This is a genomic window from Shimia abyssi, from assembly GCF_003014475.1.
Taxonomy (GTDB): domain Bacteria; phylum Pseudomonadota; class Alphaproteobacteria; order Rhodobacterales; family Rhodobacteraceae; genus Shimia; species Shimia abyssi.
The window spans coordinates 365,833-388,696 of the sequence record NZ_PYGJ01000001.1 but is presented as its reverse complement, the minus strand read 5'-3'; the positions used below and the strand labels follow the sequence as shown (position 1 = coordinate 388,696).

Annotated in this window: 23 protein-coding genes; 16 read left to right on the top strand and 7 right to left on the bottom strand. The window is 57.5% G+C overall.

Annotation, left to right across the window (positions count from 1 at the left end):
• The first annotated feature begins 90 nt into the window (after window positions 1-90).
• Window positions 91-1,161: an agmatine deiminase family protein gene (locus tag CLV88_RS01910; protein WP_106606672.1), complete on the top strand. Its 1,071-nt coding sequence runs from the start codon at window positions 91-93 to the stop codon at window positions 1,159-1,161.
• Between the two features lie 181 nt (window positions 1,162-1,342).
• Here the strand turns inward: CLV88_RS01910 and CLV88_RS01905 are convergent, their stop codons facing one another.
• Window positions 1,343-2,599 carry an Hsp70 family protein gene (locus tag CLV88_RS01905; RefSeq protein ID WP_106606671.1) on the bottom strand — a complete coding sequence of 419 codons (1,257 nt, stop codon included), beginning with the start codon at window positions 2,597-2,599 and terminating at the stop codon, window positions 1,343-1,345.
• A 149-nt stretch (window positions 2,600-2,748) separates the two neighbouring features.
• Between CLV88_RS01905 and CLV88_RS01900 the strand changes: the two genes are divergently transcribed.
• Together CLV88_RS01900 and CLV88_RS01895 are read left to right on the top strand one after the other, a co-directional pair.
• A complete protein-coding gene (locus CLV88_RS01900; RefSeq protein WP_165798782.1) occupies window positions 2,749-3,492 on the top strand; it encodes a sulfite exporter TauE/SafE family protein in 744 nt (247 codons plus the stop codon).
• A gap of 145 nt (window positions 3,493-3,637) precedes the next feature.
• Window positions 3,638-4,174, top strand: a complete 537-nt coding sequence (locus CLV88_RS01895) for a hypothetical protein (RefSeq protein WP_106606669.1) — start codon at window positions 3,638-3,640, stop codon at window positions 4,172-4,174.
• 900 nt (window positions 4,175-5,074) lie between these two features.
• Here CLV88_RS01895 and carB read toward each other — a convergent pair.
• On the bottom strand, window positions 5,075-8,404 hold the full coding sequence (gene carB / locus CLV88_RS01885; protein ID WP_106606667.1) for a carbamoyl-phosphate synthase large subunit: 3,330 nt from the start codon (window positions 8,402-8,404) through the stop codon (window positions 5,075-5,077).
• A 204-nt stretch (window positions 8,405-8,608) separates the two neighbouring features.
• On the opposite strand from carB, the gene CLV88_RS01880 reads away from it, so the two are divergent.
• The 6 genes from CLV88_RS01880 to CLV88_RS01855 all read left to right on the top strand — a co-directional run bounded on the left by CLV88_RS01880 (window position 8,609) and on the right by CLV88_RS01855 (window position 15,980).
• Complete coding sequence (locus tag CLV88_RS01880) at window positions 8,609-9,733, top strand: aminodeoxychorismate synthase component I (protein WP_106606666.1); 1,125 nt, start codon at window positions 8,609-8,611, stop codon at window positions 9,731-9,733.
• The gene (locus tag CLV88_RS01875) at window positions 9,688-10,344 is read left to right on the top strand and encodes an aminotransferase class IV (protein ID WP_243403537.1); all 657 of its coding nucleotides are present in this window, start codon (window positions 9,688-9,690) and stop codon (window positions 10,342-10,344) included. The genes CLV88_RS01880 and CLV88_RS01875 overlap by 46 nt, the downstream gene beginning before the upstream one ends.
• A gap of 135 nt (window positions 10,345-10,479) precedes the next feature.
• Window positions 10,480-12,330 (top strand): aspartate--tRNA ligase, encoded by a 1,851-nt coding sequence (gene aspS, locus CLV88_RS01870; protein WP_106606665.1) that lies wholly within the window; start codon window positions 10,480-10,482, stop codon window positions 12,328-12,330.
• A gap of 187 nt (window positions 12,331-12,517) precedes the next feature.
• Window positions 12,518-13,918, top strand: a complete 1,401-nt coding sequence (locus CLV88_RS01865) for a DUF1800 domain-containing protein (protein WP_243403536.1) — start codon at window positions 12,518-12,520, stop codon at window positions 13,916-13,918.
• Between the two features lie 15 nt (window positions 13,919-13,933).
• Window positions 13,934-15,169, top strand: coding sequence for a DUF1501 domain-containing protein (locus tag CLV88_RS01860; RefSeq protein WP_106606664.1), 1,236 nt, complete (start codon window positions 13,934-13,936; stop codon window positions 15,167-15,169).
• Between the two features lie 97 nt (window positions 15,170-15,266).
• Window positions 15,267-15,980, top strand: a complete 714-nt coding sequence (locus tag CLV88_RS01855) for a GNAT family N-acetyltransferase (RefSeq protein ID WP_106606663.1) — start codon at window positions 15,267-15,269, stop codon at window positions 15,978-15,980.
• A 43-nt stretch (window positions 15,981-16,023) separates the two neighbouring features.
• Here the strand turns inward: CLV88_RS01855 and CLV88_RS01850 are convergent, their stop codons facing one another.
• Window positions 16,024-16,740 carry a response regulator gene (locus tag CLV88_RS01850; RefSeq protein ID WP_106606662.1) on the bottom strand — a complete coding sequence of 239 codons (717 nt, stop codon included), beginning with the start codon at window positions 16,738-16,740 and terminating at the stop codon, window positions 16,024-16,026.
• Between the two features lie 180 nt (window positions 16,741-16,920).
• Here CLV88_RS01850 and mce point away from each other — a divergent pair, with 180 nt between their 5' ends.
• The gene (mce, locus tag CLV88_RS01845) at window positions 16,921-17,325 is read left to right on the top strand and encodes a methylmalonyl-CoA epimerase (RefSeq protein WP_106606661.1); all 405 of its coding nucleotides are present in this window, start codon (window positions 16,921-16,923) and stop codon (window positions 17,323-17,325) included.
• Between the two features lie 81 nt (window positions 17,326-17,406).
• Window positions 17,407-17,691, top strand: a complete 285-nt coding sequence (locus CLV88_RS01840; RefSeq protein ID WP_106606660.1) for a DUF1467 family protein — start codon at window positions 17,407-17,409, stop codon at window positions 17,689-17,691.
• Between the two features lie 11 nt (window positions 17,692-17,702).
• On the opposite strand, the gene CLV88_RS01835 is transcribed toward CLV88_RS01840, so the two are convergent.
• From CLV88_RS01835 to CLV88_RS01820, 4 genes are all read right to left on the bottom strand, one after another.
• Window positions 17,703-18,401 carry an EI24 domain-containing protein gene (locus CLV88_RS01835; protein ID WP_106606659.1) on the bottom strand — a complete coding sequence of 233 codons (699 nt, stop codon included), beginning with the start codon at window positions 18,399-18,401 and terminating at the stop codon, window positions 17,703-17,705.
• Window positions 18,386-18,964, bottom strand: a complete 579-nt coding sequence (locus CLV88_RS01830) for a nitroreductase family protein (protein ID WP_106606658.1) — start codon at window positions 18,962-18,964, stop codon at window positions 18,386-18,388. Before CLV88_RS01830 ends, CLV88_RS01835 begins: the two co-directional genes overlap by 16 nt.
• Before the next feature lie 53 nt (window positions 18,965-19,017).
• Entirely contained in the window at window positions 19,018-20,139 is a 1,122-nt protein-coding gene (locus CLV88_RS01825; RefSeq protein WP_106606657.1) for a class II histone deacetylase, read from the bottom strand.
• A 266-nt stretch (window positions 20,140-20,405) separates the two neighbouring features.
• Window positions 20,406-20,645 (bottom strand): hypothetical protein, encoded by a 240-nt coding sequence (locus CLV88_RS01820; RefSeq protein ID WP_106606656.1) that lies wholly within the window; start codon window positions 20,643-20,645, stop codon window positions 20,406-20,408.
• A gap of 100 nt (window positions 20,646-20,745) precedes the next feature.
• On the opposite strand from CLV88_RS01820, the gene CLV88_RS01815 reads away from it, so the two are divergent.
• The 5 genes from CLV88_RS01815 (at window position 20,746) to CLV88_RS01795 (ending at window position 22,694) form a co-directional block, all read left to right on the top strand.
• Window positions 20,746-21,453, top strand: coding sequence for a M48 family metalloprotease (locus tag CLV88_RS01815; RefSeq protein WP_106606655.1), 708 nt, complete (start codon window positions 20,746-20,748; stop codon window positions 21,451-21,453).
• Window positions 21,454-21,457: 4 nt separating this feature from the next.
• Entirely contained in the window at window positions 21,458-21,811 is a 354-nt protein-coding gene (locus CLV88_RS01810) for a YigZ family protein (protein ID WP_106606654.1), read from the top strand.
• Window positions 21,812-21,886: 75 nt separating this feature from the next.
• Window positions 21,887-22,150, top strand: a complete 264-nt coding sequence (locus CLV88_RS01805; RefSeq protein ID WP_106606653.1) for a DUF6455 family protein — start codon at window positions 21,887-21,889, stop codon at window positions 22,148-22,150.
• Window positions 22,147-22,425: a DUF6455 family protein gene (locus CLV88_RS01800; protein ID WP_106606652.1), complete on the top strand. Its 279-nt coding sequence runs from the start codon at window positions 22,147-22,149 to the stop codon at window positions 22,423-22,425. The genes CLV88_RS01805 and CLV88_RS01800 overlap by 4 nt, the downstream gene beginning before the upstream one ends.
• A complete protein-coding gene (locus CLV88_RS01795) occupies window positions 22,422-22,694 on the top strand; it encodes a DUF6455 family protein (RefSeq protein WP_106606651.1) in 273 nt (90 codons plus the stop codon). The genes CLV88_RS01800 and CLV88_RS01795 overlap by 4 nt, the downstream gene beginning before the upstream one ends.
• Window positions 22,695-22,864: the final 170 nt, after the last annotated feature.

The following is a 22,864-nucleotide window of genomic DNA, read 5'->3' as shown; positions in this document are numbered from 1 at the left end:
GGAATTTCCACTTTCGCGGATTTTTAGTTACTTTGAAACGACATGAAAAGATCGTTTCGAAATATCCGGGCCGACCCAGATGGATAGCCGATGAACCGTAGAGATTTGTTAGCAAGCGGTGGCGCAATCGCTGCCGTCGGCTTGTTTGAAAATTCAGCGGCCAAGGCTGAAACTGGTCTATTTGTGCCCCGAGAGGAGGGGCCGCATCAGCGCACGTTTATGCAATGGCCGGTCAGTCGCCGGGTGCATCGCGACCGCGTGTTTCTGGACATGACGCAGCAGACAATTGCTGACATTGCCAATGCGATCGCTGAGTTTGAGCCTGTCGCGATGCTTGCTGATTCAAATCATCATTCAGGGGCGCGAGAAAGATTATCAGCCAATGTTGAGCTTTGGGACATTCCGACCGAAGACCTGTGGTGCCGGGATTCAGGGCCGATATTTGCAATTGATAGCGCAGGAAAACTGGCGGTTACCCACGTTCAGTTTAACGGTTGGGGCGAAAAGCAGATGCACCGGCATGACAGCCAGATTGCCGCGCGGGTTGCGAAACGGCTAGGGCTAGAGTTGGTGTCATCAGGTTTGCGCGGTGAAGGTGGCGGTGTCGAACACGATGGGCATGGTCTCTTGATGGCGCATGAAAGCAGCTGGGTGAATGACAACCGAAACCCCAACCTGTCGCGCAGTGAAATTGAGGCGCGGTTGTTGACGGCTTATGGCGCGGACCGCGTAATCTGGTCGGAAGGTGTTTGGGGAGAAGACATTACGGATTACCACATTGATAGTCTTGCACGATTTACAGGGGCAAGGCGTGTGTTGATCAACCTGCCGGACGAGCCGGACATGACCGACCCCTTCCACGTCGCAGCGCTTGATACCCATGACATACTTGTCGCGGAGGGTCTGGAAGTAGACGTCATTCCAGAGCCTGAAATACGTCGGGTGAACAGTTCTGATTTTGTGGCGTCTTACGCCAATTACTATGCGTGCAACGGTGCGATTATCGCGGCCCAGTTCGGCGATCCGGAGGCTGACCAGATTGCAAGGGCGGCTTTGTCGCGGCACTACCCTGGGCGAGAGATTGTGATGCTGAACGTCGATCCGTTAGGCGAGTCCGGTGGCGGGATCCATTGTGCGACGCAACAGATGCCCGCCGCGTGACAGTTTTTTCAAAGACGAAGCAGGCTCTCATTTAAGAAAGGTCGAGACCCATCGCGTCACGACACATGGCCAATGAACACTTTCTTCATCTGGTCCATCAGCTCTCATTTTGCAGCCCAATGAAGTTAGGCCAATGCGGTGGGGGCGATGCAAGGGAGCGGAAATTGCTGCCCATTGGATATTAGTCGTTGTTCAGCGTTGCGGACGCACGGGCGAGGCCGTTGACGACGCCTGTAAAGGCTTCGGAGAAGCTGTGACTGGCATTGGGCAGGGCGGCGCGGGCGGTGGCGGAAACCATGGAGAGCAGGCTGGAGCCGCCAACATAGATCACGTGGTTAACCTGATCTCCGGAGAGTTGGGCGAGTCGCAAGGTTTCTGCAATGCCGTCGTGCAGGTTTTGGGCATGATCGGTCAGTAATGCGTTCAAGTCGTTCGCGTGCAGCGGCAATGAGAGGGCGCGTTCGATCACCGAGAGGTCGATCTGAGCGTTGGCGTCATGGTTGTTGGCGGCGATTTTGCCGCGCTCCACCTCAAACGCCACCTCATGGCCCAACTCGTCCTGAAGCACCGAGGCGAGGCGCGAGAACTTGCCGGGGTCCTCGGCAAGTGACAGCATGTCGTCAACTTTGCGTCGGTTCTGCTGGGTGTAGAGAAAGGGGATTTTCTCCCATGTGGCGAGATCAAGGAAGATGGCGTTGGGGGCGGGGTTGGTGCCGGGGCCGAACGCGTCACGCAAGTGAGTGCCGCGCCCCAATAGCGGCATGACGCGGGCAAAGCTGAGGGCGCGGTCAAAATCGGTGCCGCCAATGCGAACGCCGTGATTGGCGAGAATATCAATGCCGGTATCAGTGCTGCGAAACAGGGAAAAGTCGGACGTGCCGCCGCCGATATCCACGATCAGGCCAATCTCGTCCAGTTTGCCGGTGGTACCGCTGGCGATTGCTGCGGCCTGAGGCTCTGCCATGAACTCTACGTCTGTAAAACCAGCGGCGAGATAACAGGCGCGCAGGTCGTCTTCGGCCTGTTGTTCGCGTGCATCGTTGGTGCCGTGAAAGACGACGGGCCGGCCGGAGAGCGCATGTGTGAACCTGTGTCCGGTCTCGGCTTCAGCGCGGGTTTTGATGTGGTTCAGAAAGCGCGCGATAATGTCGACAAAAGTGACACGCTCGTTCAGGATCTGGCGCTTTTCATGCATCAGTGAGGTGCCCAACACCCGTTTCAGGGCGCGCATGAAGCGGCCCTCTTCGCCGTCCAGAAGCGCGCGGTTTGCGGGCTCGCCAAGCAGGGTTTGGCGGGTGTCGAAATTGAAGAAAAACGTTGTGGGCAGGGTGGGTTGACCGCCAAAGCCGATCAGACGGATCTGATCACCGTCAAGGTATCCGGCGGCGGAGTTGGAGGTGCCAAAGTCGATGCCAAGGGCGCGCGTGCTGTCGGCCATTCTGGAGCTCCTGCCAGTGTGTCGGAGCGCGGGTGTTTAGGGACTGGGCACGGGGGTGTCAAGCAGACCATTGACAGGGCGCGAAATGAGCTTCTCTATCCCGAGAGGCGCGCGATTTGCTGTGCCGGTTCACAATGGAAAGTGCTGCCATGGATGTTCAGACGATCGTTTTGCTGGCACTTGGCGCACTGACGGCGGGGTTTGTGAACGGTTTTGCCGGGTTTGGCACGGCGCTTGTTGCGTCGGGGTTCTGGTTTCTGGTGTTGCCACCCGAGATTGTGCCGCCATTGATCATTATTGCCGCGTTGGTGGGGCAGTTTGCCGGGCTTTGGAAGCTGGCGGGCACGCTGTCTTGGTCGAAATCGACCTATCTGATTTCGGGAGGCGTGTTTGGGGTACCCATTGGTACGCTGTTATTGACCATCCTTAATCCGGACACGGTGAAAACATCAATTGGGTGCCTGCTATTGTTCTATTCGGTCATTCAATTCAGAGGTTTGCCTGATCTGAAGTTGCCGGTGCACAAGGATGGCATCGCTGACAGAGCTGTAGGCTTTGTTGGCGGCATTCTTGGGGGCATTGCGGGTTTGTCGGGGGTCTTGCCCCTAATTTGGTTGCAGGTGAACAAGTTGACTTCTGCTGAGCAACGGGCGCGGTATCAGCCGTTTAACTTGCTCATTTTGTGCTTTGCGGCCGTTGCGATGGCATTTGTGGGAAAGTTCAATGCCGCATTGCTGCCCTATGCGCTGATTGCTGTACCATTTAGCCTGTTTGGGGCGTTTGTCGGGATCAGGGCCTATGTGGGCGTGTCCGAAGATATGTTTCGGCGGGTGGTGTTGGGGCTGTTGTTTTTGTCCGGCTGCGCGATAATCGGGCAGACGATATTGGGATGAGGACGCGCCCATAGGCAGATAACGCGCCAAAAAGCGCGAGATTGATAGACCAAACGCCGGTCATCCCTTACGCTTGAACACAATTTAGTAAGCTGATCCGAATTGAAGGAACAGTTCGACATTCATCGCTGGAGGATTAAACCCAATGAATACCGTGAAATCAGTTCAAACGTTTCTGTCCGGAGTGGCCGTAGGCGCCATGATGCTTGGGGCGTCAATGGCCCATGCTGCCGACGAAAACGTGCTGCCGACGGCTGGCGACAGCGTCGAAACCTATTGGAGTGCTAAATACTGGACCGTCTTCAAAAACAACTCGCGGCAATCCTGTTTTATTGAGTGGCGCAGCGAGAACAGCGTTGTTCAGGCCGGTATGACCAAGACGCAGAACGCCTTTTATCTTGGCGCTTTCTTGAAGGATGTTGAACCAACCGAAGGCGATAACGACATTGCTATCTCGTTGAATGGCAATGTTTATGTTGGCAAATCGACCAGTGTATCACGGAAATTGTCGGGTGGTCTCAACGGCGGGTACATCGTTTTTGACAATCCGCAATTTGTGCGCGATCTCGAAGAGGCACGCGAATTCGTGGCGTTTCAAGGATCGCCTTATACGGTCACTGTCAAACTCAAAACGCCCAAGAATGCCGTCGACAGGGCACGCACCTGTATGGAAGGTTTTTGATTAGAATAAAGCGGTGAGGTGATGGTCCGTTTCCGGTTTTCAATGTGCCGAGGACAGTTCAGGTTGACGCAAAACTGCTAAAGCAGGGGCGCAAGGCAGAGATGCTTGCGCCCTCTCATTTTTGATGATGTTGGGCAAATTCAACATTGATTTGTGGTCCCATCGGCTGAAAGATGTGCCCTTTTTTGACCTTTTTTAGAGATCGGGCACGCGTAGGCGTGTCCGAATGTGCGTTTCGTTCACGTGTTGAAATTGTAATGAGTCATGGAGGCTTGCACCTCCACAACATGCGCTTGTTTTTAGGATGTTTGTTGCGTTCGGAATGTGTCGCGTGACTTACCTCATTGGCGCTGTCCAGCCGCACCGACAGCAGTTGCGCTGTCTCGAACGGGAAATTGAGACCGCCAAATTTAACTAAGTCGAGAGTTTGCGTAGCAAAGTCGGTTTTCAGTCTGAGACGTTAACCTACTTCGCTTTAACAAAACGCTTTGGTCAAGGAGATGGATCATGTCCATTCGTGTTTCTGGGGACCGAAGTTCGTCAAGATTTTCTGGCTTTTTGTCCGCCAAAGCGCCAACTGATAATGTCTGAGAGATCAGACTTGGGGCCGTATCTTGATATTGATCGGAGATACACATTCCATACTGTTGTGAAGCGTGGCGGCGTCACCAAAGTTTTTCCAGAACATTCATTCTGGAAGATGCGCTTCCATGATAATTGTTGCATCCCATTGGTGAATTGGAATTTGGTGCATGTCAAAGAAATGATCATCGTGCCGAATGAAACACAAAGGGCGCGCGCCAACTGTTGCCGCACCGCTGATCGTTCGCAGGTGAGGTATCCCTCAGCGAAATGAAAGTTATGGGGCTTGGGGATAAGCCAAGCCCCATAAAAACAGATTTACCCTTGCAGGCTGCGCACCTCAAGGTCGCCTTCTTCGCGCGCTTTCATAGCGCGGGCGGCGGCGTTGGAGGCAGCTGCAGTGGTGAAGTAAGGAATCTTGTCATAAAGCGCGACCGAGCGAATTTCGCGGCTGTCTTCAACGGCTTGCGCGCCTTCGGTGGTGTTCATCACCAAAGAGATGCCGCCGTCTTTGAGCAGGTCCACAATGTTCGGGCGCCCCTCGTAGACCTTGTTGACCTTTTCACATGCGACGCCCTGTTCGGCCAGCCATGTAGCGGTGCCCGAGGTGGCGACGATGGAAAAACCCATGTCGGTCAGGATCTGAGCGGCGTCTGAGATCAGAGGGGTCTTGTCGGCGTCCTTGATCGAGATAAAGGCCTTGCCCGAGGTGGGCAGCTCCATTCCAGCACCCATCTGCGCCTTGAGGAAGGCGCGGGCAAAGGAGCGGTCCCAGCCCATGACTTCGCCGGTAGAGCGCATTTCCGGGCCAAGGATCGTGTCGACACCGGGAAAGCGTGCAAAGGGCAGGACGGCCTCTTTGACCGAGTACCAGGGCATGTTCGGGTCCGCGAGCGTCATCTGGTCCGCGATGGGCTGAGGCTCGGTCGCGTTGGTTTCGCTGTATGGCGCGCGTTTTGGGAAGTCGGCCAGCTTTTCGCCGGCCATGATGCGTGCGGCGATCGAGGCGATGGCGCTGTCGGTGGATTTTGCGACAAACGGCACGGTACGCGAGGCGCGCGGGTTGACTTCGATCAGGTAGATCTCGTCGTCCTTGATCGCAAACTGAACGTTCATCAGGCCGACAACTTTCAGCGCAATGGCCAGCGCGTGAGTCTGTTCTTCAATCCGTGCGATCATGGCGCGATCCAGCGAGTAGGGCGGCAGCGAACAGGCACTGTCACCCGAGTGCACTCCGGCCTCTTCGATGTGCTGCATGATGCCCGAGATATGCACGTCGGTGCCATCACAAAGCGCGTCCACGTCAAGCTCTGTTGCGCCTGCCAGATAGCTGTCGAGCAGGACCGGGCTGTCGCCGGAGACAACGACGGCCTCTTTGATGTAACGTTCCAGCTGGGCCATATCGCGCACGATTTCCATCGCGCGACCACCCAGCACATAGGAGGGGCGGATCACCAACGGGAAACCAATTTCACCAGCAATTTCAAGTGCCTGAGAATCGGTTGAGGCGATGCCGTTCTTAGGTTGCTTAAGGCCAAGCTCGTTCACCAGCGCCTGAAAACGCTCGCGGTCTTCGGCCAGATCGATGGCGTCGGGTGTGGTGCCGAGGATTGGAATACCTTCGGATTCGAGCGCGTTGGCGAGTTTCAGCGGGGTCTGGCCGCCGAACTGAACGATCACGCCGTGAAGCGTGCCGTTGTCCTGTTCGACGCGCAGGATTTCCATTACGTGTTCAAAGGTCAGCGGCTCAAAATATAGACGGTCCGAGGTGTCATAGTCGGTCGACACGGTCTCGGGGTTACAGTTGATCATGATGGTTTCATAACCTTGATCGGTCAGAGCGAAACAAGCGTGACAACAGCAATAGTCAAACTCGATTCCCTGGCCGATACGGTTTGGACCACCACCAAGGATAACAACCTTTTTGCGATCCGAGGGGCGCGCCTCGCACTCCACGTCGCCCATCATCGGGGCTTCGTAGGTGGAGTACATATAGGGCGTCTGCGCCTCGAATTCGGCCGCACAGGTGTCGATCCGTTTGAAGACGGCGTTCACGCCCAGATTGCGGCGCGCGCGGCGTACGTTGTCTTCGTCGCGACCGGTCAGAATGCCAAGACGGGCATCGGTGAAGCCGAGCATCTTGAGCCTGCGCAGACCTTCTTCGGTCACGGGTAGGCCATTGGCGCGCACCTCTTCTTCGGCGTCGATAATCTCGCGGATACGAGCCAGGAACCATGGGTCAAAGCTGGTGACGCCGTTGATTTCATCGTCGCTGAGCCCGTGGCGCATGGCTTGGGCAATGGTGCGCAGGCGGTCGGGGGTCTGTTTGCTGATCGCGTTGATCACGGCAGCCTTGTCGGGTGCGCCTTCGATTTCGATTTCGTCAAATCCGGTCAGGCCAGATTCCATCGAGGCCAGCGCTTTTTGCATGGATTCGTGGATCGTGCGGCCAATTGCCATCGCCTCGCCCACGGATTTCATGGCTGTGGTCAGGTACGGCTCGGAGCCGGGGAATTTTTCAAACGCAAATTTTGGGATCTTGGTGACGACATAGTCGATTGTCGGCTCGAAAGAGGCGGGCGTGACTTTGGTGATGTCATTGTCCAGCTCGTCCAGCGTATAGCCAATGGCAAGCTTCGCGGCGATCTTGGCAATCGGGAACCCGGTTGCCTTGGAGGCCAGCGCGGAGGAGCGCGACACGCGCGGGTTCATTTCGATCACAACCATACGGCCATCGGCCGGGTTTACGGCCCATTGCACGTTTGATCCGCCGGTTTCCACGCCAATCTCGCGCAGGACCGAGATCGAGTGGTTGCGCATGATCTGGTATTCTTTGTCCGTCAGCGTCAGGGCAGGGGCCACGGTGATCGAGTCACCAGTGTGCACGCCCATGGGATCGACGTTTTCGATTGCACACACGATGATGGCGTTGTCGGCTTTGTCGCGCACAACCTCCATCTCGAATTCTTTCCAACCAAGCAGGCTCTCGTCGACGAGGATCTGGTTGACCGGCGATGCGTCCATGCCCGAGCGGCAGAAGTGGATGTAATCTTCGCGGTTATAGGCCACGCCGCCGCCGGTGCCGCCAAGGGTAAAGGCAGGGCGGATGATGGCGGGCAGACCGATGTCTTCGAGTTCTTCGAGGGCAAGGCGCACACCTTCGTCCAGATCGGCGCTGCCGTTGTCTTTCTTAGGGGCGGTTACAATCGAGGCGCGGGGGTTCTCGATGCCAAGGCGGTCCATCGCCTCGCGGAAGAGTTTGCGGTCTTCGGCCATTTCGATGGCGTCGCGTTTGGCGCCGATCATTTCAACACCGAACTTGTCGAGCACGCCCATTTCTTCGAGCGCGAGCGAGGTGTTGAGGCCGGTCTGGCCACCCATGGTTGGCAAGAGCGCATCGGGGCGCTCTTTCTCGATGATCTTGGCGACGGTCTCGGGCGTGATTGGTTCGATGTAGGTGGCATCGGCCAAACCCGGATCGGTCATGATCGTGGCTGGGTTCGAGTTTACCAGAATGACACGGTAGCCTTCTTCGCGAAGAGCCTTGCAGGCTTGGGCGCCTGAATAGTCGAATTCACAGGCTTGACCGATCACAATGGGACCAGCCCCGATGATCATGATCGAGGAGATGTCAGTTCTTTTTGGCATAGTGGACCCCGGCTGATTGGGCGGCTCTGGCAAGAGGAGTCGCCCGGATGCGCAAATTGTCGTGGGTTATAGACATCGAGAGGCAAGGTGCAAGAGGGATCGGGAAAATGCTGTCTGTTGTCGCTTTGGACACTGTTTTTCCCCGACCACCGGCGTATATCGGCGCCACTCTAACGCAAAAAGCGCAGAATTGGGGGCGCAAATTTGAAGATTCGGTTTGATCGGGGGCCAGATGGCCACGCAACAGAATTTACACGACCTGAGCGGTTGATCGTGGCGCAGGACGCAGGCGACGTGGCGCGTGCGCTGGATGCACTGGACGCAGCGCGCGCGACAGGAAAATGGCTGGCGGGCTATGCGAGCTATGAGCTGGGTTATGCGCTGGAGGCGCGGCTGGCGGGGCGGATGCCCAAGGGGCGGCGGGTGCCGTTGTTGTGTTTTGGTGTATATGATGCGCCGAAGGCAGCGGGCGCGCTGGCAGGTGGCGAGGCCGGTTTGTCGGAGTTTGCCCCACGCTGGGACGCGGCGCGTTATGCAGAGGCGTTTGCGCGGGTACGAGCGCTGATCGGGGCGGGGGACATTTATCAGGCAAACCTGACCTTTCCGATTGCCGCGTGGGCGTGGGGCACACCGGAGGCGCTGTATGCGAAACTCTGCGCGCATCAGCCTGTGGGGCATGGCGCGATGGTTTCGCAAGAGAACGGCCCTGTGTTTCTGAGCCGTTCGCCGGAGTTGTTTTTCCGTACGGATGCGCAGGGCCGAATCGAGACGCGCCCCATGAAGGGCACGCAACCAAGAAGCGCCGATCCGGTAGAGGATTTGCAGCGCAAGGTTTGGCTGGCCAGTGACGAAAAGAACCGGGCCGAGAACCTGATGATCGTGGATTTGTTGCGCAATGATATTAGCCGGGTGGCCAAGGCTGGCAGTGTGCATGTGCCCGCGCTGTTTGAGATCGAGAGCTATGCGACGGTGCACCAGATGGTGTCGTTGGTGGCGGCAAAACTGCGCGACGGGGTCAGCTTGGGTGCGATTTTGCGGGCGTTGTTCCCGTGTGGGTCGATCACCGGCGCGCCGAAACTGCGCGCTATGGAGGTGATCAACGATCTGGAGCCCGCACCGCGTGACATTTATTGTGGTACAATCGGCTGGGCCGCACCGGATGGCAGCAGTGAATTCAATGTGGCGATCCGAACGGTGATGGTAGAAGGTGAAAAGGCGGTTCTGAATGTCGGCGGTGGCGTTGTCTGGGACAGCACCGCGGAGTCTGAATACGAGGAGGCGCTGTGGAAAGTCCGGTTCGCGACAGGGTTCCAGCCGGAACCTGCCTGATAGAAACCTTTGCGTTGGCACCGGATGTACCGGTGGCGCGGCTTGAGTTGCATTTGGCCCGACTGGCTGCTTCGGCGCGGGCGCTGGGATTTCGCTGTTCGCGAACCTCCGTGCAGGCGGTGATTGGCGCGATGGACGTCGAGGGGCCAACACGGTGCCGCCTGACGCTGGATCAGGGGGGGACGGTGCGGATCACTACTGCCGAGTTGCCCCCGGCGGCGGCAGAGCCTTGGGTGATTGATGTGCATGAAACCCGGCTCAGTTCGAGAGATCGGTATTTGCGCCACAAAACGACACAGCGGCGAGTTTATGACTTGGCGCGCGCGGCTTTGCCCGATGGAGTGCAGGAATGGGTGTTCCTGAACGAGCGCGACGAGATTTGTGAGGGCACGATCACCAACATTGCGGTTGAGACGCAAGACGGTGTGGTGCTGACACCGCCGGTGGCGTCTGGGGTTTTGCCGGGGGTATATCGCCAGAGCCAGCTGGGTGCGGGCGTATGGCAAGAGGCCGTGCTGACGCTGGACGATCTGCGCTCCGCAAAGCGAGTGATCCTGAGCAATGCGTTGCGCGGCGAGATTGCAGCGGTTTGGGGAGGCGGGGATTGCTGAAACGGGGCGCCTGGCGGGTTGTCGGGGCTATGTTTGGCCTTTTTCCTCGGATCCCATCGGTGTTGTCTTGACTTTGCCGCCCTGAACAGGTGTATCGACGCGACTTCACACACTTACCCTCAAGAGGGAGCGACCATGCACGCTTATCGCAGCCATACCTGCGCCGAACTGAATTCTTCGAATGTTGGAGACACCGTCCGCCTGTCGGGCTGGGTGCACCGCGTTCGCGACCACGGCGGTATCCTGTTCATCGACCTGCGCGACCATTACGGCGTGACACAAGTGCTGTGCGATCCCGACAGCCCGGTGTTCGCCGAGATGGAGAAAGTGCGCTCGGAATGGTGCATTCGCATCGACGGCAACGTCAAGGCGCGTGACCCGGAACTGGTGAATGCAAAACTACCGACCGGTGAAATCGAAGTATTTGTGCGTGATCTGGAAGTTCTGGGCGCGGCGGATGAGCTGCCGTTGATCGTGTTTGGCGATCAGGAATACCCCGAAGAGACACGTCTGAAATACCGCTTCCTTGACCTGCGCCGGGAGCAGATGCAGGACAACATGAAGCTGCGCAGCGACGTTGTGATGTCGATGCGCAAGCGCATGTGGGTTCAGGGATTCCGCGAACATCAGACGCCGATCATTACCGCGTCCTCGCCCGAAGGCGCACGCGATTTCCTCGTGCCGAGCCGTTTGCATCCGGGCAAGTTCTATGCGCTGCCACAGGCGCCGCAGCAGTTCAAACAGCTGATGATGGTTGCGGGCTTTGACAAATATTTCCAGATCGCGCCCTGTTTCCGCGACGAAGATCCGCGCGCCGACCGGTCGCCGACGGATTTCTATCAGCTCGATTTGGAGATGTCCTTTGTCACCCAGCAGGACGTGTTTGACACGATCCAGCCGGTGCTGGCGGGTGTGTTCGAAGAGTTCGGTGGTGGCCGCAAGGTGGATCAGGACTGGCCGCAGATTTCCTATGCGGATGCGGCCAAGTGGTATGGATCGGACAAGCCCGATCTGCGTAACCCCATCAAGATGCAGGAAGTGTCTGAGCATTTCCGCGGATCTGGTTTCGCTATCTTTGCCAAGCTGCTTGAACAGGACGGCACCGAAGTGCGCGCCATTCCGGCGCCAACGGGTGGCGGGCGCAAGTTCTGTGACCGGATGAACAAGTTCGCACAAGAACAGGGTTTGCCCGGCATGGGCTATATCTTCTGGCGTGAAAAGACCGCTGACTCGGTTGCTCAGGAGCTGGGTATCAAGGTCAAAGAAGCGCAAGCCAAGCTGAAATCCGGCGAGGTTGAGGGCGGCATGGAAGCGGCGGGTCCGCTGGCCAAGAACATTGGCCCCGAGCGCACTGAGGCCATTCGTCAGCAGCTGGGTCTTGGTGTGGGTGACGCGGCCTTTTTCCTCGGTGGTAAACCCAAGGCGTTTGAGGCGGTCGCAGGGCGTGCGCGCGATGTGATCGGCAAAGAGCTGAAACTGCTCGACGAAGACCGGTTTGCCTTTGCCTGGATCGTCGATTTCCCGATCTTTGAAGCGGATGAAGAGACCGGCAAGGTCGACTTTGAACATAACCCGTTCTCGATGCCCCAAGGCGGTATGGATGCGCTGAACGGTGATCCGCTGGCGGTTAAAGGTTTCCAGTATGATCTGGCCTGTAACGGCTATGAGCTGGTGTCGGGCGCGATCCGGAACCACAAGCCGGACGTGATGCTGAAAGCATTTGAGATCGCCGGATATGATGAGGCCGAAGTCAAGAGCCGCTTTGGTGCGCTTTATAAAGCGTTCCAATATGGCGCGCCGCCTCACGGTGGTTGTGCGGCGGGTGTGGATCGCATCGTGATGTTGCTGGCCGATCAGCAAAACATCCGCGAAGTGATGATGTTCCCAATGAACCAGCGCGCCGAAGACCTGATGATGAACGCGCCCTCTGATCCGTCTTCGGATCAGTTGATGGAGCTGGGATTGCGGGTGATCCCGCAGGACTAAGCCTGTTTGAACGGACTGGTATTTTGGGCCGCCCCCGCAATGGGCGGCCCTTTTTTGTAGGATCGGCGGAAATCGTCTGACTATTGTGGCCGGGGCACCAATTTCAGCGCAATGTGTACTGTTGTCACTTATATTACGACTGTCACAGAAGTTTGGCCTAAGGTGACGGCATTGAGTGGAGGCAATTGTGTCGTTTGACAGCATATTGGCGCAAACCCGGTTTGGATTTGGCCCGTCGCCATTGGTGCAGGGGCCGGAGTCTGCCGGGGCGATGATTGCGACGCTGAAAGGCGCGGATCGCGGCGCGGAGATGTTTGCGATCCCGCATTATCACGAGAATATGGCACAGCTTGCGCAGTTCGCGCACTTGACCAAGCAAAGTCGGGCATTGCGGCGCGACGGCAAGGAGACCGTCGAGGTGGATCGGCAGATGCGCGTGTTGAATCGAACCATGGCGGCGCGACGGCGCAAGTGGATACGTCAAGTCTTGATGCGGGCCACTTGGAGCGAAGACGCACTGCGCGAAAGGTTGGGGCTTTTCTGGTTTGACCATTTTGCAGCGCGAGGTAAGCGCCGGGATTACGCGTGGATGGGCGCGCCCTATGTCGAAACGGCCATTCGCCCATTCATAAGTGGGCTTTTTGAGGATTTGTTGATCTCGGCAGTGACACACCCAATGATGCTTCACTTTCTTGATCAATCTGTGTCTTTGGGGCCGAACAGCCGACTGGCCAAAAATCAGAGGGTCAAGGGTAAGAAGCGCGGGCTGAACGAAAACCTGGCGCGTGAAATTCTCGAACTGCACACGCTGGGAGTGAACGGACCCTATTCACAACAAGATGTACGCCAGTTGGCCGAGTTGCTGACCGGGTTGGTGGGCGACAACGTCAAAGGCACGCAGTTCCAGGCGGGGCGGGCAGAGCCGGGAGCCGAAGCGATACTGGGCGTGACATATGGCGGGTCGCGGCGCGACGGGTTGCGGGATATCGAAGGTGCGCTGCGAGATTTGGCGCGCCATCCGAGCACGGCGAAGCATCTGGCGCGCAAGCTGGCGACACATTTTGTTTCAGACAGGCCCAGTGACGATCTGGTGACCGAAATTGAGTGGGCCTATCGAGAAAGCGGTGGTGATTTGAGCAAAATGTATCTGGCAATTCTGACCCACCCAGATGCGTGGCGCGTTGATGTTGTTAACACCCGCCGCCCTATCGAGTTTGTGGGGGCAGCTTTTCGCGCGTTAGCAGTTCCGCCTGAGAGTTTCATTTCGTGGTCAGCCAAGCAGACCCGCACGATCATCGAGACACCAATGCGCCTGATGGGACAGGATTGGTTAAGACCTCCGGGGCCGCAGGGGTGGCCGGAAGCGGATGATTACTGGCTGACACCTCAGGGTGTTGCCGCGCGTCTGCAATGGGCTTTGGCGGCACCAATGCATTTGGTTGAAGACCTGCCAGACCCCCGTGACCTGATGCAGACGGCACTTGGCGGGCGTGCCAGCGAGCGCACGGTACAGGCTGTCAATGCGGCGCAGAATCGGCAAGAGGGTGTGGCCCTTGTTCTGATGGCGCCGCAGTTTCAGAAACGATGAGTGCGGGAGCAACAAATGGTACGTGAGCTGACAAGACGCTCTTTTCTGGGCCAAGGCGCTATGGTGGGGTGCTCGCTGGCTGCCAGCCCGCTGATGACATCAGCCAGCTTTGCTGCCGCACCGGGGCAAAACCGGCTGATCGTGATCATTTTGCGCGGAGGTATGGACGGTCTGGATATTCTGCGCCCATGGGGGAGCGCGCATCTTACGACCCTGCGGCCATCGCTGAAAAGCGCGGCAAGCGATGCGATGATGCTGAACGAATATTACGGGCTACACCCGCGCTTGGCGGCGCTCAAACCAATGTGGACATCCGGCGAACTGGCTTTTGTTCAATCTGTTTCGACGCCTTACCGTGACAAACGCAGCCATTTTGATGGGCAGGACATTCTGGAGGCGGGCACGTCGGGCAGTGTGGCAGGTGTCCAAAAGGACGGCTGGCTGAACAGAATGCTATCGGGTTTGCCCGGCGCAGATGCAACGACGGCCTATTCGGTTGGGCTTGGCGATATGCTGCTGGCGCAGGGGCCTGCGGAAATTCGCAGTTGGTCGCCACAGGTTGACGTCGTGCTGAGCCAACAGGGCTATGCGCTGATGCAGCACATGTATCAGGATGATCCGGCTCTTGCCAAATCGCTGGATCAGGCCGTGAAACTGGCAGGGTCAGATGGGGATCAGGCCCTGTTTGAAGACGCATCCGACGGCATGATGGCGGCGATGGACATACAAATGGGGGATGCGGTTCAGGCGGGCAACAAGGCGCATGTAAAAATCGCGGATTTTGTGGCGAACCAGCTCGCTGGCGACGCCCGGATTGCTTGTTTCTCGTTGGGCGGCTGGGATACGCATCGAAATCAGAAAAATGCTCTGAACCGTCCGGCCCAGCAATTGGCGGATACTTTGACCACGCTAATGGCCGGGCTTGGAGCCGCTTGGAAAACGACCACAGTGATGTGTATGACTGAATTTGGCCGCACGGCCGCGGAAAATGGCAGCAAGGGCACTGATCATGGCACGGGAGGGATGATGATCCTGGCCGGGGGGGCGGTGCGTGGGCGCAAGATTTACGGACAGTTTAACGGGCTGGACGAGGCGGCGCTATACAAGCGGCGCGATCTGATGCCCACAGACGATGTGCGTCGCTGGGCGGCGTGGGTGATCCGGTCCAGTTTTGGCCTTGAGGCGTCTTTTCTGGAACGCAGGGTGTTTCCGGGGCTGGATTTGGGCGCAGATCCGGGCGTTTTGCTTTGAGGTGCATTCAGAAAGACTGCACGCGGCGGTGACACGCGATCCCTTCCACTTGCGAATTTATTGTGCAAAGATTCCCTGAAATTAGGGAGTTGAGATAATGCGCAGTCCACGGCAAGTGGGATATGCGGTACCCAATTGGACACCGCCGCCGGAACCGGGCGGAGCCGTGTTGCAGGGCACACATGTCCGGTTGGAACCGCTGGACGCGGAAAAACATGCGGCCTTACTCTATCGCGCCTACCAAGCTGACGATTGGGTTTGGGACTACATGCCCCATGGCCCGTTTCATTCGGCTGCGCAGTACCATCGCTGGGTTCGGGAAACAGTGGCCAATAAGGATCATTGTTTTTACGCGATCCACTCTGTTGAGGCGGGGACGTATTGTGGGGTTGCCTCCTATTTGCGGATAAAGCCGGTCGCGGGATCGATCGAAGTGGGCAATATCAATTTTGCCCCGGCGTTGCAGGGCACACGGGCTGCCACCGAAGCCATGTATCTGATGATGAAATGGGCGTTTGAGGCGGGGTATCGCCGGTATGAGTGGAAATGCGATGCGCTCAACACGGCGTCACGACGTGCGGCGCAGCGGTTGGGGCTAAGTTTTGAAGGGGTGTTTCGTCAGGCGCTGGTGTACAAAGGGCGCAACGGCGACACGGCTTGGTTTGCGGCCATCGATGCTGAATGGCCAGCACTGGATCAGGCGTTTCAAGTGTGGCTTTCGAAACGCAATTTTGATGCCAGTGGCCAACAGATCGAGCGGTTGAGTGACCTGACTGGTCTTGTGCGGATCGCCGCGGATCCAATTCTGTGATATGAACGGCGGGCCGATGACTTCGACCCGCGATGTCCCTGGCTCAGATTGCTGCAGTTTGGGCGATGCGATCGCGCACCATCCCGTTCAGGCGGGCCACCTCGGAAATGGGCATTTCACCGGCACGGCGCGCACGGGAGATTGCTTCAACGACATGCAATAACGAGGTGTCCTGCGCGCTGCGTGCGATGCCGCCCAGAAACTGGGTCACGTAGTCGATGGTGTTTTCCTCGGAGTCCTCTTGGAGCGCATCAGCGGCGTGAACAAGATCATCGCGATAGGCCACCGGATCCGGGCTGATCCGTTCGTCATTGACGATACGCGGACCAGTGGGGCGGCGTTCTGGTGGGAGGTGGCGCAGGATGGCCTGTTGAAAACCGGCAAGGCTGGCAATTGGTTTGGCAAGAAATCCATCAGCTCCGGCCGCGTCGACGGCGGTGTCGGCAAAGTCATCACCAGACATTCCCAGAATCACGTCGACACGCGGCGCGGCCTGCGCCAATTCCTTGATCAAATCGATGCCTGACCCATCAGGAAGACCGAGGTCTATGATGGCGACGGTGGGGCGGTAAATCTGTAAATGGCGCCGCGCCGAGGCAAGGCAATCAGCGTGCCGGATGCGCGCGCCAGAGCGCAGGCACATAAGGCGCAATGCCTCGCAGGCAAAGCGGCTGTCCTCAACCACCAGAATCGTCATGCCCAACAGGGGGCGTTGCGCGGTTGGCGCGGTCATTGGGTGAAAAGGCGAGCGGTCATCCATTGCAGTGCTCCTTGGCAGAGGGGGGCGAGTCACATTTAGAATAAGGACAGCTTGACTAATGATTGGTTAAAACAACCACGCGAATTCGCGATAATCTGCCCGCGACCCCCTGCCGCTTGCGCGTGGATGCTGCACCGCCCATAAGAGGCGCGGACTTAAGACCCAAAAGAGGAAAGACACATGATTGGACGTTTGAACCACGTGGCCATTGCCGTTCCAGACCTTGAGGCGGCCTCAGCGCAGTATCGCAATGCTCTGGGCGCCAAGGTGGGCGCTCCGCAAGACGAGCCCGACCATGGTGTTACGGTTGTGTTTATCGAACTGCCAAATACCAAGATCGAGCTTTTATATCCGTTGGGCGAAAATAGCCCAATCCAAGGGTTTCTGGACAAGAACCCATCGGGCGGGATTCACCATATTTGCTATGAGGTTGACGACATCATCACGGCCCGCGATCACCTTTTGGAAACGGGCGCGCGTGTGTTGGGCACAGGTGAACCCAAAATTGGTGCCCATGGCAAGCCCGTGCTGTTTCTGCATCCGAAAGATTTCAGCGGCTGCCTTGTAGAACTGGAACAGGTCTAACATATTTGGCGGGTGGCGGTTTGCGCCGCGCGCCTTTTTTGCCGCCCAAGCGCGGCTGACCCAAGTCAGAGGATATCTTAAATGACGATCACATCAGCCATCGTGCTTTATGCCGTTTTGTGGTTCATGACCTTTCTGATGGTGATCCCGATCCGACTGCAAACACAGGGTGATGTTGGGGAGGTTGTACCGGGCACCCATGCTGGCGCGCCTGAACATCACCACCTAAAGGGTAAGGCCAAGATTACGACGCTCGTCGCGGCAGTGATGTGGGGCATTCTGTTCTGGATCATTTCAACTGGCGCAATCACCGTGCGGGATTTTGACTGGTTCAACCGGATGGCGCCGGTTGAAGCCAGCGAGTAAGTCAAAGCGCCTTAGCGTTCCAATGCGTGAAACAGATGCGTGAACGTAGCCGCGCCAATGATTGGAATGAATAGATTGATCAGCGGGATCGAGAGCGGCATGGCCATTAGGATGCCCGCTAGCCAGATCGTACCGATATGCTTGCGACGCAACGCCTTGGCGCCTTCGCGTCCGACACGGCGCATTGCGGCCAGCTGAAAGTACTCCCGGCCTAGCAAGAATCCATTCATGGCCCAAAAGATAAACAGCGCGAACGGTGGGAAAAACGCATAGATCACAAGTGCGAGGATGTTGGCCAAAATCAGCAAACCAAGAAAGCTGAGCGTATCGCGCAGCGCGTCCGAGAAGGGTACAGGAGCGACCGAAGGCAAGTTGGGATAATGACGATCTTCGACGGCCTGTGCGACCTCGTCCAGAAACATCGAAGTGATAGCCGAGGCGACCGGTACCATAAGAAAGACCGACAGGATGATCATCAGGAAAAACGATGTCCAGGTGATCAGATCAGGCAACCAGCGTACTTCGCCAATCAGTTCCTGAACAAACGCGGCGGCGCCAATCCAGTTGAGAAAGGCAAGCAGCCCGACATAGGCCGCAACTAACAGTGCAAAAGTCAGCCCGACGCCGAGCAACAGCACACGACGAAAGCGCGGATCGCCCATTTGACCGAGCGCTTTGAAAAAGGATGAAATGGTTACTGTGAGACCCATGTGACCTTGTCCTCTAGCGTGGGGCGGGGGCGTTCTGGCGGTGCGGTGCGTTCGGTGCCGATATGGATGAACCCGGCGATCCGCTCGTGCGGGGCAAGGCCAAGGCCTGTTGTGACAAAGGCGCGGTCATGACTGGCCCAACCCGAGAGCCAATTTGCCCCCCACCCAGACGCCAATGCTGCGTTTAGCAATTGCAGACAGACGGCACCAGAAGAGTAAGTTTGCTCAACGGCAGGGATTTTCTCCGCGATAACAGGAGCCTCTATGACCGCGACGGCCAAGTCCGCCCGCGCAAACTGGTCATGTGCCTTTGCGATTTTCTCGGCTTCAATGCCAATTTCTTCACCTCGCCTTTGCGCAAGTGCAGCAAGGCGTTGTAGCGCGGGCTGTTCCAACACAATCAATCGCCACGGTTCCAGCTTGCCATGATCCGGGCTGCGTAATGCAGCGCGCAGGATCGGCGCAAGCTGTTCGCGTGTGGGAATCGGCGTGGTCAACGTTTTTGCAGGGCGCGACCGTCGGTTGAGGAGAAACTCCAGCGCCTCGGGGTTGGGTGATGGCATAAATGTATCCTGTCAATATCGTGAGGCTGATGTCGTGGCCTGGGCGGGAAATTTCAACCTTTTTCCGGTGGGGTTGCAAAGAACGCGGCCATTTCCCCGATGAGGTCATGGGTAAATGCATCAAAGCGCGCGCTTGGTTGACGCTTGGCCAGAGTGTCAGCCATCGGGTCTGGCGCGACGTGGGCAGAGCCGGACATCTCTTCGAGCACCGCGTGTCCACAAAAGGGGACATAGGCCTCTGAATAGCCACCCTCGTGCACCATCACAAGGCGCCCATCGCAGAGCCGCTTCGCAGCCGCCATGACGTGCCGCGTCAACTGGCGGAACGTGTCGGCGGTGGCCATCATGCGCGATAATGGATCAAAGGCGGCGGCGTCAAAGCCGCACGCAATCACGATCAGGTCCGGCTTAAAATCCTCCAACGCAGGCAGGACAATGCGCGACATTGCATCGAGATAGGCGACATGCCCACAGCCCGGTGGCAGAGGGATGTTGATATTGTAACCCAGGCCGTCATCTTGGCCCCGATCTGCAGTGTCGCCTGTGTCGAGCGGATAATTGTGCTCTTGATGCAAGGAGACGGTCAGAACATCGTCGCGATCATAAAAGATCGCTTCGGTGCCGTTGCCATGATGCACATCCCAGTCGATGACAGCGATCCGTTTGGCTCTGTTTTCGGCCAGCGCGGCTTCGGCGGCGATCGCTATATTGGCCATAAGGCAAAACCCGTTGGGCCAGTCAGGCAGACAGTGATGACCCGGTGGGCGCGATAGTGCATAGGCGTTTTGTACCTCGCCCTTCAGCACCGCGCGCACAGCTTCGGTTGCAAGTCCCGCTGACAGGGCTGCGACTTCATAGCCACCCTTGCCAAATGGCGTCCGCAGCCCCATATCGCCGCCGCCTTGGTCAGAAATTTCTTTGAACTCTCGCAAAAAGGAGCGCGGGTGTACGCGCTCCAGCTCTTGGGTGGTCGCGGAATCCGCGCTGCGCAAGATCAGATCGCGACTCAACCCGGTGACATCCATCAGGTTCTTTAGCCGCCGCTTGGTTTCAGGGCTTTCCGGCAGGCCACCCGATGCGAGCGGCTGAACCAGATCGCCGACAGGTAAGGTGAGCGCATAGTTTCCGCCCGAATGCCAGAAACAGCGTTCATCCCAGAAAAATCCGGTTGCCATGTTGCGTTATCTCCTGTTTTGCGCCGCGACAGGAAAGCAGGTCGACCACCTGTTGTAAATCGCTCAAAAGTTGGTGCGCTCCTCAAGCCTTTTCAGGCTTTCTTCGCCCCTTCTCGATGTTGCAAAATACCCCGGGGGTGAATTTCACTTTGGGAAATTAGGGGGCTGGCCCCAACAGGCTCAGCTTTGCTGAGCCACGCCCAACGCTTTTGAAGCGCAGCTTGCTGCGTTAAAAAGGGGCGGGAGGATTTCGGGTATGTTCGCGCCTATGTGTCTTCGCGTTTCAGCATGTAGACCCCTTCCGGCAAGTCCAGAGCCGCGGCCAGGTCTTGGGCCTGATTATTGGACAATGTTATTTTCTGAGTGCTGTCTGTACGTGCATCATATTGTTCGATGGTGATGCAATCTTCGAAAAGGTGAATGACCACATCTTCGCCCAGGGGCGCAGCGCCCTCATCAACAAGGGTGACAACAGTGGCGTCAAATTCGTGCTCGATACTGAACATACCTCCAGAGTAACGTGCGGTGTCGCGGGCGCAAGCACTTCGCGCTGGAAACTTGGCGGAGAGGTCACTAAATTTGAGATGAGTGAGAGAGAGGTTGGCTATGCGTTGGTTGGTATTGCCCATATTTTTGGTATTTGCAGGCTGTGAAACAGCAAGCACCAACGCGCCGCAGCAGACAGCCCCGGTGGCGCAGTCCAAAACCAAGAACATCAGCCACGCCGAAGCGACGCGGCGGATCGCCTCGGTCAAGGCGCGAGTCGAACCCGTTGCTGAGCGCGAATGCCGTCAGCGCACACAGTTGGGCACCAATTGCAATTTCGACATTTCCGTGGATACACGCACCGAACTGCCGCCGAATGCCTATCAAACCGTGAACAAAACAGGTCGGCCGCTGATCGTCTTTACCACGGCCCTGATTGCGCAGGCGGGAAATACGGATGAGCTGGCCTTTGTCATGGGGCACGAGGCCGCGCATCATGTGCGTGGGCATTTGACCCGTCAACAACAAGACGCCTTTGCCGGCGCCGCACTGGGGGCCATTCTGGTAGGTCTGGCAGGGGGAAATGGCGAAGCGATCGACATGGCGGTCAATGTCGGGGCCGATATTGGTGCGCGGTCATTCTCGAAAAATTACGAGTTGGAGGCAGATGCGTTGGGCACCGTTATTGCGCATAAAGCGGGATACAACCCGGTGCGCGGCGCTGAGTTCTTTAACCGTATTCCCGATCCGGGAGATCAATTTCTAGGCACCCACCCACCCAACCGGGCACGTCAAAAGATCGTGCGTGAGACGGCGGCAAAGCTCTGATCTGATGTTGCAGCTTAAGAACGTGGTGTCCGATCGCGGGTCAAAATACGCGGTTTCCGGCGCGCCTGTGGATGGGCGCAAAGGGGCGGATGCCTTTTTGAAAGAGCTCAAGCGCGAGCGTAAATTTGCAAAGGCGACGCATAATACCTGGGGAATGCTTTTGGCGGACGGAACCCCGCTCAAGGGGGATGATGGTGAAAGTGGCGCAGGCATGGTCATTGTGCGGATGCTTGAGCGCGAAGGGCTGCGCGATCATCTGATTGTTGTCACACGGTGGTATGGAGGAACCAAGCTGGGCGGGGACCGTTTTCGTCGCGTTCAGGATTGTGTGAGAGCGTATCTCGACGCGCTGGATTGATGCAGGTCAAGGGCGGGTCGGTTCCCGGCTGCTAGAGTGACGCTTGTCAGTCAACAAGGCCGGGGAGGCCATCTCATGTTTGATCTTATCAAAGCTCGCCGCCACGCTGGCCTGTTTGACAATGCCGCGCGCAAGAGCGGCGTTGATTTGCAGGAAGCTGCCATAGCTGGTGCGATCCCGGTTGACTGCATTGGTATTGGCGTGACTCGTTGCATGGCGTGTTCAAAACCAGATGTCTGCGAGAGCTGGCTGCAGGATGCAGGTGGTCAGGACGCGGGCCCGCCAGAGTTTTGCCGAAACCGTGACATGTTAAGGCGGCTGAGCAAGGCGGTAAAATGAAACCGCTGGGCGACAGCAATACCCATTTCTGGCTTGCACAACGCATGGCGCGGATCACGGATACGGATCTTGTGACGGCCATGGCGCGCGCCGAGATCACACAGGCAGACTGGGCAGAGATGATCACGGCCTGTCGCGGGTGTGATTGGACCAAAGGGTGCCAGCGTTGGTTGGCGCGCCATGCGGGTGAGCATGATCAGGATATTCCGCAGGATTGTGAAAATCACGACAGGTTTCAGCGTCTTAAGGATGTTTTGGACGAGGGCACAAAATGACGCAAGTACAAGCGTTGGGGGATGCTGGCACCCATTTTTGGCTGACCCGGAGCGTCGCGCGCACGATGGGTGTGTCGCTTAGTGAAGCGATGGCCGAAGGTGATTTGAGCGCAGCAGATTATTCCGCATTGGTGACACGATGCCGGGCGTGCCTATGGGTATCGGATTGTCAGGCGTGGTTAGCGAGGCAGGCGCCGGGGCAGCCGTGTGCTCCGGAGTGTTGTTTGCACAAGGCGGTGTTCGAAATGTTGGCGGAACGCCAGCGATAGTAGGGGGCTTTGCCCTCGTCGCCGCAGAGCGACGACTCCCCCAAAGTACTTTGAGCAAGATGAAGGCAGTGGGACTGTGCAAAACTGCGGTGTAGGGGGAATTTGCCGATGGCGGCGCGCGATGCTTTCCAAATGATTCGTTCAGTGTTAGTCTTTGCCTGACGAGACCC